Below are 13,855 nucleotides of genomic sequence, written 5' to 3'. Positions count from 1 at the left end.
GGAGCCCGTGGACGGGGAGGGCCTCGGGACGGGCCCGTCCCGAGGCATCGGGATCGGCGTGCGTGCGACCGGAACGGGAGGTTTCGTGGACAGGGACGATTCGGCGGGGCCCGGCTCGGCACCGCTGAGCGGATACGTCGTGGTGGAGTTGTCGACGGGCATCGCCGGTGCGTACTGCACGAAGATGCTCAGCGACGCCGGTGCCGACGTGGTGAAGGTCGAACCACCCCGCGGTGATCCGCTGAGGCTCTGGAGTGCCTCCGGCGCCCGGATCGAACCCGGCAGTGACGGAGCGCTGTTCACGTTTCTGGCAGGAGGCAAGTCCGGTGTCCTCGCAGATCCGGGCATCGGTGCGGATCTCGGTGCGGTGCACGCTCTCCTCCGCACCGCGGACGCGGTGGTGTGGTCGCGTGGATCGGCCGTCGCCGAGCACCCGTCGCTGCATCCGGAGCAGATCCGGCGGACCCATCCGCATCTGACCGTCACTGCGATCACCCCGTTCGGCCTCGACGGCCCGTGGAGTGACCGGCCGGCCACCGAGTTCACGGTCCAGGCGTGGTCCGGTGGGATCATCGGCCTCGGCCGCGGCGCTCCCGACCGGGCACCGGTCCACATCGGGGGCCGGGTGGGGGAGTGGCTGACCGGTGCGACGGCCGCGGCAGCCGTCCTGGCCTCGCGAGCGCGCACCTTGGTGACCGGCGACGGAGAGCTCGTCGACGTGTCCATGCTGGAAACTCAGGTCCTCTCCCTCACCTACCATCCGGTCTCGTTCTTCGAGGGCCTGGGACGTCCGTTCCGTACCGAGCGGCGGCTCACGGTCCCGGGAGTCGCGACCGCGCAGGACGGTCTGGTGGCGCTGGGATGCGGAACGGCTCAGCAGTGGTTCGACCTGTGTGTCATGGTGGGGCACCCCGAATGGATCGACGAGGATTCGCCGTTGTCGATCACCGAGCAGGCCAACAAGATGGCCCCGGAGATCCGGGCGTGGATCGCCGAGCGGACCACCGAGGAGATCCTCGATCTGGCCAGTGCCTTGCGCATTCCCAACGGTCCGGTGGGAAACGGAGGGAATGTCACCGGATTCGATCAGTACCGCAGCAGAGGGTCGTTCACGGTCAATCCCCGGGGAGATTTCGTCCAACCGGGCCGCCCGTACCGCATCGAACCCGGCACCCTGCCCGACCCGCAGCCGTCACCCGCCCTCGGGGAACACACGCACGACTGTCGCCGCCGCAGCGAGACGCCGCGCCCGGTGAGGGACCGAGCCCCCTCCGGGGCCGGATCTCGGTCCGTCCGGCCGTTCGGCGGCCTGCGCGTACTGGACATGACGAGCTTCTGGGCAGGTCCGTCCTGCACGCACGCCCTCGCGATGCTCGGTGCCGATGTCATCCATCTCGAATCGGCGTCTCGGCCGGACGGTACCCGGCTGATCGCGGGTGTGCCGGTGTCCGAGGACGACTGGTGGGAGAAGTCCCCGATCTTCTCCGGTCTGAACACCGGCAAGCGAAGCTTGGCACTGGATTTCCGCACCGAGCGTGGTCGCGAGGTGCTCCGCCGGCTGATCGCGACGTGCGACGTGATCGTCGAGAACTACACTCCGCGCGTACTCGACCAGCTCGGACTGGATTTCGGCACCGTCCGCGCCCTGCGTCCCGACGCGATCCTGGTCCGGATGCCGGGGTTCGGCCTCGACGGCCCGTGGCGGGACAATCCGGCGTTCGCATATGTCATCGAGGACAGTGCGGGCCTGAGTTGGCTGACCGGTCATCCCGATCAGAATCCCGTGGAGCCGTACTCGGTCGGCGATCCGAATGCCGGTGTCCATGCGCTCGTGGGCCTGCTCGTGGCGCTCGAACAGCGGCGCCGCACGGGTGTGGGTGCTTTGGTGGAGGCCCCCATGGTCGACGCGGCGCTCAACATCGCGGCGGAACAGGTGATCGAGTATTCCGCGTACGGAACGATTCTCCAGCGTGACGGGAATCGCGGTCCTGTCGCCGCGCCCCAGAACCTGTACCGGACCGACGAACTCGACGAGTTCGGACGTCCCGACTGCTGGGTGGCCGTCGCGGTCGAGACCGACGAGCAATGGTTGTTCCTGCGGTCCGCACTGGGCGATCCCGGATGGGCAGCGGACCCCGAACTCGGGACCGCTGCGGGCCGCCGACGCCACCACGATCTTCTCGACGAGCAGCTGGCGAGGTGGTGCCGTGGCCGGACCGCGGACGAGATCGTGGGGGTGTTGTGGGATGCCGGTGTGCCGGTGGCGAAGGTGATGCAGCCACACCGGCAGACCGAGATACCGCAGCTCGCCCACCGGGGCTTCTTCGAAGAACTCGACCATCCGGTCTTCGGGCGGGCACGGCACAGCACGATGGCGGCGCGGTTCTCCGAAGCGCCGGCCGTCGTCCACACTCGCCGTGCGCCGCTGCTCGGCGAGCACAATCGCGAGATCCTCGCCGAACTCGGATTGGACGACAGAGAGATCGCCGAACTCGAAGACGACGGCGTCCTCGGGCGAACACCCGTGTGGTGACGAGCCCGTGAACGCCGGATACGACGAAACGCCGCCGGAACCGGCGGCGTTTCGCTCCGTGTCGTCAGGGAACGAAGGTCGGCAGCGTGTCCCACCCCCGCACGGTCGACGTCGGCGACAGGGCCGCGTTCGCCGTATCGACCTGCCACTCGGGGAAACGCTTCAGGATCTCCTCGAGTGCGACACGACCCTCGAGGCGGGCCAGTGCCGACCCGAGGCAGAAGTGCGTGCCGACGCTGAACGTCAGATGCTGGTGAGGCGCGCGATGAATGTCGAATGCATCGCTGTCGGTACCGAACTGGCGAGGATCCCGGTTCGCGGCGGCGATCAGGAACATCATCACACTGCCTTCGGGAACCGTGGTTCCGTGGTACTCGACGTCCCTGGTCACGTACCGCGCAACGTGCGGCGCGGGAGGCTCGAACCGGAGCAGTTCCTCGACCGCCCTGGGAATCAGCGCCGGGTTCTCGACGAGCTGTCGGCGCTGGTCGGGATGCTCGGCGAGTACCTTTCCCGCCCAGCCGATGAGCCGCGTGGTGGTTTCGTTGCCTGCACCGGAGACGACATTGACGTAGGTCAGCAGCTCCTCTCGGGTCAACCGGCGGACCGTACCGGTCTCGTCCTCGAACTCGACCTCGAGCAGCTCGGTCATGATGTCGTCCGACGGATGTTCGGCGCGCCAGTCGATGTAGGCGCCGAATATGTCGCCGCTGACCATGCCGTCGGACGCCGCCTTCATCCGACCGCCTTCCTCCGTCCGCATCTGCTCGTTCGCGAAATCCCGGATCGATTCCTGGTCCTTCTCCGGAATTCCCAGGAGCATGCCGATCGTCCGCATCGGCATCTGTGCACCGATGTCGGCGACGAAATCGAGTCGGCCCGATCCGACGTGGGGGTCGAGGGCCTCGGCGCAGAACTGGCGGATCTTCGGCTCGAGAGCCTGGATTTTACGCGGAGTGAACATCCGCGCCAGCAGTTTTCGGTGAATGTCGTGGATCGGCGGGTCTTCGAAGATCAGTACGCCCGGAGGGATCGGGATGTTCGCCTTGATGAGTTCGAGAATCGCACCTCGGGCGGAGCTGAACGTCTCGTAGTCGATCAGTCCCTGGTTGACGTCCGCGAAGCGGCTCAGGGCGTAGAAGTCGTGAGTCTCGTTGTAGTAGAGCGGTGCTTCTTCGCGAAGGCGTTTGAACATCGGGTAGGGATCGGCATTGATCTCGACGTCGTACGGGTCGTATCGAACGTCGTTGGCCGCGCTGATCGTCACAGGTCTGCCACCTTTCGGAGGATTCGGATTCGCGTGCGCGCTGTGCAGGATTGCAGTCGGAGCGATGTCATCGACTGCTACCAGTGTCGGGCCCCGAGTGTCGCGATGCAAGCATTATTCTCTGTTTTCGAGAGTAGAGTTCTCGGTGCGTCCCGGGGTGGGGCGGGGGGAATTCGAAAGGCGCGAGGTGGCAACGTTTTCGGAATGCACCGGCGAATGCGTCCCGAGGCCTTCTCGGGCAGTGCGGGGAGTCGCCGCGGCGCGCGTTGGCTCGCGCCACGAGTGCGGCGGGAAGCGCCCGGTTCTCGCTCGCGGACGGGTATCGAGAACCATCCTGTTGCGGCATCCCGGCGTGGTCCCCCGCGAATCCGATGATCGACTTGGAGGGTGCTGTGCAGGTCACGAGGTCCTACGACACTCTCCTGTCCAAGGGGGAGGATCGCCGGCAGCAGATCGTCGCAGCCGCCCAGCGAATGCTCACTCGCAACGGGTGGCGTGGTACGACGATCGCGCAGATCGCGCAGGAGGTGGGGGTCACCCCCGCCGGCCTGCTGTACCACTTCTCCTCCAAGGAGCAACTGCTGCACGCCGTGCTCGACGCACGTGATGCGGACGACGACGAGCGAGCCGACCGGACGGGAGATCTCGCCGAGGAGATCCGGAAGGCCGCGTGCCGAATCGAACAGTCACCGGGTCTGGTGGGGACGTTCGTGGTGATGCTGGTCGAGAATCTGATGCCGGACGCACCCCTGCACGGCCGCCTCCTCGACCGGTGGCGTCTGTCCGTCGAGATCGTTGCCGAGTCGATTCGCTCCCAACAACGTTCGGGCCGGTACCGGAAGGATGTCGATGCGTCGGTGCGTGCGGTCGAGATTGTCGCGTTCATCAACGGAATGGAGATCTCGTGGTTGCTCGATCGGTCGATCTCGCTCGGTGACGTCTTCGCCGAGTACTCCCGTTCGCTCGAGCGGGATCTCGCCGCTGTGGGGGTGAAGTGAGGATCTGACCCGTTCTTGCAGCAGTGCAATTCGTGGGATCGATTGTGCGCCAGTAGCGTTCCTCGTGAATCTGCGGGACCTTAGTCCTTGAGTTCTGGAGAATCGGCTGTAAGCTTCACGGTAGGCGAGAATGCCGTTCGCAGATGGGGCAAAGATGCGATCCGAAGCGAGAGAATCGAACTGGAGTCGGGGTGTCTCCGGTGCGCCGCGTGAGTGGCCTGTGCCGGGGGGATGGGTGAACGGCCTGCTGTCGGGCAACTGGTCCGAACCGGTTCGTGCGGTCGGCGGATTGTTCGCAATGTCGGCCGACGCAGTGAAGTTCCTGTTCCGCAGGCCTTTCCAGGCGCGCGAGTTCCTCGAACAATCCTGGTTCGTCGTGCGGGTGTCGCTGCTGCCGACATTGCTCGTGGCCATCCCGTTCACGGTGCTCGTCAGCTTCACTCTCAACATCCTCCTGCGCGAACTCGGCGCCGCGGACCTCAGCGGGGCGGGGGCGGCATTCGGTGCTGTCACCCAGGTCGGTCCGATGGTGACGGTGCTGATCGTCGCAGGAGCCGGAGCGACCGCAATGTGCGCGGATCTCGGCTCACGCACCATCCGGGAGGAGATCGACGCGATGGAGGTCCTCGGAATCGACCCCGTGCAGCGGTTGGTCACGCCGCGGATGCTCGCGTCCGGTCTCGTGGCGATGCTGCTCAACGGACTGGTGTGCATCATCGGGGTCATGGGCGGCTACACCTTCTCGGTGTTCGTCCAGGACGTCAACCCCGGAGCGTTCGCGGCCGGAATCACCCTGCTCACCGGCATCGACGAGGTGATCATTTCCTCGATCAAGGCGCTGCTGTTCGGTCTCATCGCGGGACTCGTCGCGTGTTATCGCGGGCTGACCGTCTCGGGCGGTGCGAAAGCGGTGGGAAACGCCGTGAACGAAACGGTGGTGTACGCGTTCATGGCCCTGTTCGTCGTCAACGTCGTGGTGACTGCCATCGGCATCCAGCTGACGGCCAGGTGAGGACACGTGCCCCCGAGTTACGAGTATGCGCGAACGGTCGGTATTCTGCGCCGTCCCGTCGACGGACTCGGCCGAGTCGGCGACCATGCGATCTTCTACGTCCGTGCCCTTGTCGGCGCCCCCGTCGCCGCCTGGCGCTATCGAAGGGAAACCCTGCGGCTCATAGCCGAAACCAGCATGGGCGCAGGAACTCTCGCGGTCATCGGCGGGACGGTCGTGATCGTCGGATTTCTCACGCTGGCGACCGGCGGCACACTTGCGGTGCAAGGCTACAGCTCGCTCGGGAACATCGGCATCGAAGCACTCACCGGTTTCCTCTCCGCCTTCATCAACGTGCGGATCTCGGCTCCGGTCGTCGCCGGGATCGGTCTCGCAGCTACCTTCGGCGCCGGCGCAACCGCGCAGCTCGGCGCGATGCGGATCAACGAAGAAATCGACGCACTCGAATCGCTCGGCATCGAACCGATCGCCTACCTCGTCGGCACCCGCATCGTCGCGGGCCTGATCGCCATCACGCCGCTCTACGCGCTGGCCGTCGTCGCGTCGTTCCTCGCGAGCCGATTCACGACCGTGTTCCTGCTCGGTCAGTCCGCCGGACTCTACGACCACTATTTCGCGACGTTCCTGAACCCGATCGATCTGCTGTGGTCGTTCCTGCAGGCATTCCTCATGGCGTTGACGATCTTGTTGATCCACACGTACTTCGGGTTCTTCGCCGCCGGTGGGCCTTCGGGGGTCGGCACCGCCGTCGGGAACGCGGTCCGCACATCGCTCATCGCGGTGGTCTCGGTCACCTTGCTCGTCTCGCTGGCGGTATACGGCGCCAACGGCAACTTCAACCTGTCCGGATAGCGAGGTGGGAATGGGACCGAACGTGCTCCGCCCCCTCGCGGGGCTGGCGGCGATCGCGGTGCTCGCCGCGATCGTCGCCGGTGCGGCCGCCCTGTTCGACGGCCGATTCACCGACAGCGTGCGGGTCACCGTGCTCTCGCCCCGCGCCGGGTTGGTGATGTATCCCGATGCGAAGGTGAAGATGCGCGACGTCACGGTGGGCAGGGTGGACTCGATCACCGCCCGGCCGGACGGCCTGGCCGAGATCGCGCTCGCGCTCGATCCCGCTCAGCTGTCGGCGATTCCGTCGAACATCTCCGTCGAGATCGCGTCGACGACGGTGTTCGGGGCCAAGTTCGTGCAGTTCCTTCCGCCGGACGACCCGTCCCCGGTGCCCCTGCAAGCGGGACGGGTACTCGAATCGGACCACGTCACCGTCGAGATCAACACCGTCTTCGAGCAACTCGTCAACGTCCTGGACCGGATCCGGCCGGAGAAGCTGAACGAGACGCTCGGGGCGGTCGCGGCCGCGATGAACGGTCGCGGAGACCGTTTCGGGCAGATGCTCGTCGACCTCGACTCGTTCCTCGGTACGGTCGAACCGGCGCTGCCCGCCCTGACCACGGACCTGGCATCGGCGCCGGCGGTGGTCTCCACCTATGCCGACACCGCACCCGACCTGATCACCACCGGCGCGAATTCCGCATCCATCGGTGACACCGTCGTCGACGAGCAGCACAATCTCGATGCCTTCCTCGTCGGGCTGATCGGACTGTCCGATGCCGGACAGCCCGTACTCGCCGACAACCGGGAGGGGCTGACGACTCTGCTCGATCTGCTGGTGCCGACCACGGCCCTGACCGACGAGTACAACGAGGCGTTGACCTGCTCGCTGACCGGGCTGGCCGACCTTGCCGATTCGAAACCCGTGGACGTGGAAGGTCTCGGTCTGTCCGCGAACTTCCTGTGGGGCACGGATCCGTACCGGTACCCGGAGGATCTGCCCAAGGTCGCGGCCTCCGGTGGACCCCAGTGTTCGGTTCTGCCGGTGCCCTACGAAGGGCGCCCGCCGTTCGTCGTCGCCGATGTCGGAGCCAACCCGTTCGATTCCGGACGGCAGTCGGTCACCGTGGAGGGACTGTCACAGGCTCTGTTCGGGCCGATCGCCGCCCCCGCCGTATCGCCCGCGCTGCCCGATGTGGGACCGGTGGCCTCGGGCGAGGCGCCCGCAGTACCGTTCGGTCTCCCCGGACTTCCGAATCTGATTCCGGCACTGCCGAATCGGGGTCCGTGATGAACGCCCGCAACGGCCCGATCCTCAGATTCGGGGCCTTCGCCGCCGTCATGCTGGTGCTGTCCGCGTTTCTCGTCCTGGTGTTCGGGGAATACCGCACCGGCTCGACGACGACCTACTCGGCGGTGTTCGAGGATTCGTCGGGTCTGCGCTCCGGCGACCCGGTGCGGATCGCCGGGATTCGCGTCGGCACCGTCGGCGCCGTGTCGCTGCGCGACGACCATTCGGTCGCGGTGACGTTCGACGCGAACCGCGACCTGGTGCTCACCACCGGGACGACTGCGGCGGTACGGTATCTGAACCTGGTGGGAGACCGCTATCTGGCTCTCGGCGAAGGACCGGGTTCCACGCAGATCCTCACCAGCGGGGCCGAGATCCCGGTCGAGCAGACCGACCCGGCGCTCGACCTCGACCTGTTGCTCGGCGGCTTCAAGCCGGTCATCGACTCCGTCGATCCGACCGAGGTCAACGCGCTCACGTCGTCGCTGCTGCAGATCCTGCAGGGACAGGAAGGCACCGTCGATTCACTCCTGACCCGGACCTCCTCGTTCACGAACGAACTCGCCGCGAACAGCGAGATCGTCGAGAGCCTGACCGACAATCTCGAACGGGTGATGACCACACTGTCCGACAGCGGAGACGATTTCACCGCGACCGTCGACCGCCTCGAACAGCTCGTCGGCCAGTTGTCGGCGGAACGAGATCCCATCGGCGCGGCCGTCGAAGCACTCGACGCCGGCACTGCGTCGATGACGGACCTGCTCACACAGGCGCGGCCGCCGCTCGCCGGCACGGTCGACGAACTCGCCCGGCTGGCACCACTTCTCGACGACGACAAGCAACGCCTCGATTCCGCGCTGGAGAGGGCCCCCGAGAACTTCCGCAAGCTGGTGCGGGTGGGCGCGTACGGAAACTTCATCCAGTACTACATCTGCGCCATCTCGGTACGGGTGACGGACGAGACCGGCGAGACGGTCCAGCTGCCGTGGATCGAACAGGACACGGGAAGGTGCGCTCCCTGACATGCTGCGCTATCGAGGTACCAGCCTGATCCGGAACGGCATCGTCGGAACCGTCCTGATCGCGTGCATCCTGCTCGTCGGTCTGCAGGCGCAGGCGTTCATCACCGCGGCGACCACGCTGCCCTATCGCGCGACCTTCGTCGAGGCGGGCGGCCTCCAGGCCGGTGACGACGTCATCGTCTCCGGTGTCGAGGTCGGCACCGTGTCGAAAGTGTCGCTGCTCCACGGCGATGCGCTGGTCGAGTTCTCGGTCGATTCGTCGGTGCGACTCGGCGCGGCCACCTCCGCCCACATCAAGACCGGTTCGCTGCTCGGCAAACGAATCCTGACGCTGGTGTCGGACGGATCGGGTCTCCTGCGCCCGAACGAGGTGATCCCCACCGACCGCACGTCGTCGCCGTACTCGCTCACCGACGCGGTCGGGGACCTGACGACGAACGTCTCCGGAATCGACACCGACGCGGTGAACCGATCCCTGGACGTGCTGTCGACGACGCTCGACCGCGTCGCGCCGCAGCTCGGCCCGACCTTCGACGGACTGACCGAAGTGTCCCGCTCGCTCAACGGCCGCAACGAGTCTCTGCGCGACCTGCTCACCGCGACGAGCGACGTCACCGGCATCCTGGCCGACCGCAGCGCGCAGGTGAACACACTGATCCTCGATGCGAATGCCCTGGTCGGTGTCCTCGCCGAACGTCGTCAGGCGATCGTCGACCTCCTCGCGAACACGGCCGCGGTCTCCCGGGAACTGTCGGGCCTGGTCGCCGACAACGAAGCCGAACTGGCGCCGACGCTCGACCGGTTGAACTCCATCGCGACGATGCTCGAGGAGAACCGGGACAACATCGCCGCGGCGCTTCCCGGACTGGCGAAGGTCGCGTTGACCCAGGGCGAGGCGGTCTCCGGCGGCCCCTTCTACAACGCGTTCGTCGCGAACCTCATCGACGGGCACATGATCCAGCCGTTCGTCGACCAGGCCCTCGGTGTCGATCCGCCGGCCGTGTTCCCCGTCCCCGGTCAGGAGCCCAGATGACACGCGGCGTAATCGCGCGACCGATCGCGGCGGTACTGATCTGCGGCCTCGCCGTTGTCGCCTCGGTCATCGGATACCGGGAGATGTTCGGTCCCAGAACCATCCGTGCGGTGTTCACCACAGCAACCGCGATCTACGAGGGCGACCAGGTACGCGTCTCGGGGGTCGAAGTGGGGCACATCGTCTCGATCGAACCTCGCGGGACCGACGCCGAGATCGTCATGGCCGTCGATCGGCACGTGCCGATCCCCGTGGACGCGAGTGCGGTGATCGTGGCGCAGAGCCTGGTCTCGGCCCGCTACGTCCAGTTGACACCCGCCTACCGCAGCTCCGGTGAGACGATGGCCGACGGTGCCACGATCCCCGTCGAACGCACCGCGGTCCCCGTCGAATGGGACGAGGTCAAGACCCAGCTCACCCGCCTCGCGGCCGAACTCGGTCCGGACGGCGACCTCTCGTCCAGTGCGGTGGGACGATTCGTCGACAGCACCGCGGACGCGCTCGACGGCAACGGTGTCAAGCTTCGTGACACCATCGAGCAATTGTCCGGCGTCGGAAGGACTCTCGCCGACGGCAGCGGTGACCTTGTCGACATCGTCGCGGCACTGCAGACGTTCGTGACGACACTGCGGGACAGCAATGTGCAGATCGTCCAGTTCGAGAACCGGCTCGCCACCCTGACGAGCGTGCTCGACGACAGCACCACCGACCTCGACGCGGCGGTGACGAACCTGTCCGTCGCGGTGGGGGACGTGCAGCGGTTCGTCGCGAACAACCGCGACCGTGCCGGTGAACAGATCCAGCGCTTGGTGAACGTGACCGGGAATCTCGTGGAGAACAAGGACGATCTCGAACAGTTGCTGCACATCTTCCCGACGAGCATGGCCAACTTCTACAACATCTACAACCCCGACACCGCCACCGAAGCAGGGGTTTTCGTGGTCAACAACTTCTCGAACCCGATCCAGTTCGTCTGCGCCGGCATCGCCAGCGTCGAGAACTCGACCTCGCAGGAATCGGCGGACAAGTGTGTGCGCTACCTCGGTCCGCTGCTCAATCAGCTGACGTTCAATTACCTTCCGACGCCGATCAACCCGGTGAAGGGGCCGTCCGCGCGGCCGGAGAACCTCATCTACACCGAACCTCATCTGGTTCCGGCGGTCGTCGGCGCGGACGAACCCGTGCCGGGGGCGCCCGCGTCGACTCTGCTCGACATGCTGCTTCCCGGGGGAGGGGCACCGCGGTGACGAGACCCCGAACATCCGCCGTCCGGCGTCGCCGCGCCGTGACGCTCGCTTCGACCGCATGCCTGGCACTGACGGTGACCGGCTGTACTTGGGACGGGGTGAACTCGCTGCCCCTTCCGGGAACACCGGGCCGGGGCGAGGGCTCCTACACCTTCACCGTCGAGATGGCCGATGTCGGCACTCTCGAGTCGAATTCCCCTGTGATGATCGACGACGTCGTCGTCGGCAGCGTCGGACGCATGGTCGTCGACGGCTGGCACGCCGACATCGAAGTGTCCGTGGAGAGGGACGTCACCGTCCCCGCGAACGTGGTCGCCACCATCGGGCAGACCAGCCTGCTCGGATCGAGTCACCTGGCGCTGAACCCCCCGGCCGGTTTTCCGCCCGAGGGCCGACTGGTTCCCGGAGCCACGATCGGCCTCGATCGCTCCTCCACGTACCCGTCGACCGAACGAACCCTCGCGGCCGCGGCGGTGGTCCTCAACCGCGGTGGTCTCGGCCAGATCGGCGACATCGTCACCAACCTCAACGACGCCCTCGGCGGGCGCGAGGACGCGGTACGCGACCTGCTCACCCGCCTCGACACGTTCGTCGGCACACTCGACACCCAGCGCGCAGACATCGTCGAGACCATCGACGGGCTCAACCGGCTCGCCGGCACCGTGTCCGGCCAACGGGACGTCGTCGCGGACGTGCTGGACCGGCTGCCTGCCGCCCTCGAAGTGCTGCTGCAGGAACGACCCGCGTTCACCACGGCGCTCGACCGGCTCCGGACGTTCAGCGACACCGCCACCGCCGTCGTCACCGACACCCGGCAGGATCTGGTGACCAACCTCGAACACCTCGAACCGACACTGCGTGCCCTCGCCGACGTGGGAACCGATCTCGACAAGGCACTCGCGTATGCGACGGTCTATCCGTACGGGCAGTCCGTCATCGACCGGGCGGTGCGCGGAGACTATCTGAACCTCTTCGCGACGGTCGACCTCACCGTGCCCCGGCTCCAGCGCGAATTGCTGCTCGGCACCCCGTGGGGCGATCCGAATGCGGTCGTGCAGGCTGCGGTCGGCGATCCCGGCTACGCGCAGCCGACCCGCGACCCGCTCGGCGCCGGGGTGGGAGGTACCCGATGATCCTGTCGCGCTTCGTCCGCTTCCAGCTGGTCGCGTTCGCGGTCCTCGGGCTCGTGGGGCTGCTCGTCACGACGTTCGTCTACATCCAGGTCCAGTCGCTCGTCGGCGTCGGACGCATCCGCGTCACCGTCGATCTACCCACCGCCGGCGGTCTGTACCGGTTCGCGAACGTGACCTACCGCGGCGTCGAGGTCGGAAAGGTCACCGCCGTCGACCTCACCCCGGACGGCGTGCAGGCCACACTCTCGATCGACGACGACCACGACATCCCGGCAGACCTGGAAGCCCACGTCCGGAGTGTGTCCGCGGTGGGGGAGCAGTACGTCGACCTGCGACCGCGAAGCGACGGAGCGCCCTTCCTCGAGGACGGGGCCGCGATCGCCGCGACCGACACGACCGTGCCGCAACCCGTCGGTCCCATGCTCGACAATCTGAGCGCCCTCGTCGGGAGCATCCCCACCGACAAACTCGACGATCTGCTCGACGAGATGTACGCCGGTGTGAGTGGTGCCGGCTACGATCTGGGTTCGCTGCTGGATTCGTCGTCGACGCTCGCGGCGGACGCGAACTCCGTCGCGGACCGCACCCGGACGCTGATCGAGGACACCGTGCCCCTGCTCGATTCACAGGTCCGGAGCCTCGACGCGATCGACGTGTGGACCCGCAGTCTCGCCGGAGTGACCGGACAGCTCGTGTCGGACGACCCGCAGTTGCGCACGGTGCTGCGGACCGGCCCGGGTTTCGCGCAGGAGACCGCCGCGTTGTTCGACACGGTCGATCTGACATTGCCGGTGATGCTCGCGAACCTCACGACCGTCGGGCAACTCGCCGTCACCTACAACGCCGGCCTCGAGCAGCTGCTGGTGTTGCTGCCTCCGGCGGTGTCCATGATCCAGGCCGTGCAGCCGTCGAAGAACGCGTCGGGGCTGGGACTCGGGGACTTCCGGATCGGCGGGATCTCCGATCCTCCGGCGTGCACCGTCGGGTTCCTGCCACCGTCGCAGTGGCGGCCGCCGTACGAGACGGATACCGTCGACACCCCGGAGGATCTGTACTGCAAACTCCCGCAGGATTCCCAGATCGCCGTTCGCGGCGCCCGCAACATCCCGTGCGCCAACGACCCCGCCAAGCGCGCGGCGACCGCCGCGCTGTGCAACAGCGACCAGGAGTTCGTGCCGCTCGCCACCGAGCAACCGGTCGTCGGTCCTTACCCCCACGATCCGAACCTCGAGGCCCAGGGCCTGCCGCAGGACTCGCGGTACAACCCCGACGGTTCCCTCGTGCCGCCCGAGACCACCCTGCCGCCGATCCCGAGCGCGCACGGAATCGGTGGCGCACCGGCCGGAACGGAACCTGCTTCTGCACAATATGATCCGCGCACGGGCCGGTACTTCGGGCCGGACGGGCAGTTGTACCGCCAGGGTGACCTGGCCGCAGGCGCCGCACCCGCCTCGTGGCAGGACATGATCCCGCACTGAGCCGGGA

Annotated in this window: 11 protein-coding genes; 10 read left to right on the top strand and 1 reads right to left on the bottom strand. The window is 66.9% G+C overall.

The features are described 5' to 3' along the window. Positions 1-139 precede the first annotated feature (139 nt). On the top strand, positions 140-2,533 hold the full coding sequence (locus A8G15_RS17515; protein WP_068162430.1) for a CaiB/BaiF CoA-transferase family protein: 2,394 nt from the start codon (positions 140-142) through the stop codon (positions 2,531-2,533). Positions 2,534-2,597: 64 nt separating this feature from the next. On the opposite strand, the gene A8G15_RS17510 is transcribed toward A8G15_RS17515, so the two are convergent. Next, positions 2,598-3,800, bottom strand: coding sequence for a cytochrome P450 (locus A8G15_RS17510; RefSeq protein ID WP_068162213.1), 1,203 nt, complete (start codon positions 3,798-3,800; stop codon positions 2,598-2,600). Between the two features lie 392 nt (positions 3,801-4,192). On the opposite strand from A8G15_RS17510, the gene A8G15_RS17505 reads away from it, so the two are divergent. The 9 genes from A8G15_RS17505 (at position 4,193) to A8G15_RS17465 (ending at position 13,848) form a co-directional block, all read left to right on the top strand. After that, on the top strand, positions 4,193-4,798 hold the full coding sequence (locus A8G15_RS17505; RefSeq protein WP_068162427.1) for a TetR/AcrR family transcriptional regulator: 606 nt from the start codon (positions 4,193-4,195) through the stop codon (positions 4,796-4,798). Positions 4,799-5,096: 298 nt separating this feature from the next. Next, on the top strand, positions 5,097-5,810 hold the full coding sequence (locus tag A8G15_RS17500; protein ID WP_245687880.1) for an MlaE family ABC transporter permease: 714 nt from the start codon (positions 5,097-5,099) through the stop codon (positions 5,808-5,810). Between the two features lie 42 nt (positions 5,811-5,852). Further along, complete coding sequence (locus A8G15_RS17495; RefSeq protein WP_282582075.1) at positions 5,853-6,662, top strand: MlaE family ABC transporter permease; 810 nt, start codon at positions 5,853-5,855, stop codon at positions 6,660-6,662. A 10-nt stretch (positions 6,663-6,672) separates the two neighbouring features. Next, positions 6,673-7,935: an MCE family protein gene (locus A8G15_RS17490; protein WP_068162210.1), complete on the top strand. Its 1,263-nt coding sequence runs from the start codon at positions 6,673-6,675 to the stop codon at positions 7,933-7,935. Beyond that, on the top strand, positions 7,935-8,957 hold the full coding sequence (locus A8G15_RS17485) for an MCE family protein (RefSeq protein ID WP_068162209.1): 1,023 nt from the start codon (positions 7,935-7,937) through the stop codon (positions 8,955-8,957). The genes A8G15_RS17490 and A8G15_RS17485 overlap by 1 nt, the downstream gene beginning before the upstream one ends. Before the next feature lies 1 nt (position 8,958). Further along, complete coding sequence (locus A8G15_RS17480) at positions 8,959-9,990, top strand: MCE family protein (protein ID WP_068162208.1); 1,032 nt, start codon at positions 8,959-8,961, stop codon at positions 9,988-9,990. After that, positions 9,987-11,237, top strand: a complete 1,251-nt coding sequence (locus A8G15_RS17475) for an MCE family protein (RefSeq protein WP_068162207.1) — start codon at positions 9,987-9,989, stop codon at positions 11,235-11,237. The genes A8G15_RS17480 and A8G15_RS17475 overlap by 4 nt, the downstream gene beginning before the upstream one ends. Further along, positions 11,234-12,370 (top strand): MCE family protein, encoded by a 1,137-nt coding sequence (locus A8G15_RS17470; RefSeq protein WP_068162206.1) that lies wholly within the window; start codon positions 11,234-11,236, stop codon positions 12,368-12,370. The genes A8G15_RS17475 and A8G15_RS17470 overlap by 4 nt, the downstream gene beginning before the upstream one ends. After that, positions 12,370-13,848 carry an MCE family protein gene (locus A8G15_RS17465; protein WP_068162423.1) on the top strand — a complete coding sequence of 493 codons (1,479 nt, stop codon included), beginning with the start codon at positions 12,370-12,372 and terminating at the stop codon, positions 13,846-13,848. The genes A8G15_RS17470 and A8G15_RS17465 overlap by 1 nt, the downstream gene beginning before the upstream one ends. Positions 13,849-13,855: the final 7 nt, after the last annotated feature.

It is taken from the genome of Rhodococcus phenolicus (assembly GCF_001646785.1).
GTDB classification, from domain to species: Bacteria; Actinomycetota; Actinomycetes; order Mycobacteriales; family Mycobacteriaceae; genus Rhodococcus; species Rhodococcus phenolicus.
This window is presented reverse-complemented; position numbering and strand designations above follow the sequence as displayed.

Coding starts and splice junctions, on each gene's coding strand:
- A8G15_RS17480 (WP_068162208.1), top strand. CDS start 8,959: ATGCTGCGCTATCGAGGTACCAGCCTGATCCGGAACGGCATCGTCGGA.
- A8G15_RS17475 (WP_068162207.1), top strand. CDS start 9,987: ATGACACGCGGCGTAATCGCGCGACCGATCGCGGCGGTACTGATCTGC.
- A8G15_RS17500 (WP_245687880.1), top strand. CDS start 5,097: ATGTCGGCCGACGCAGTGAAGTTCCTGTTCCGCAGGCCTTTCCAGGCG.
- A8G15_RS17490 (WP_068162210.1), top strand. CDS start 6,673: ATGGGACCGAACGTGCTCCGCCCCCTCGCGGGGCTGGCGGCGATCGCG.
- A8G15_RS17485 (WP_068162209.1), top strand. CDS start 7,935: ATGAACGCCCGCAACGGCCCGATCCTCAGATTCGGGGCCTTCGCCGCC.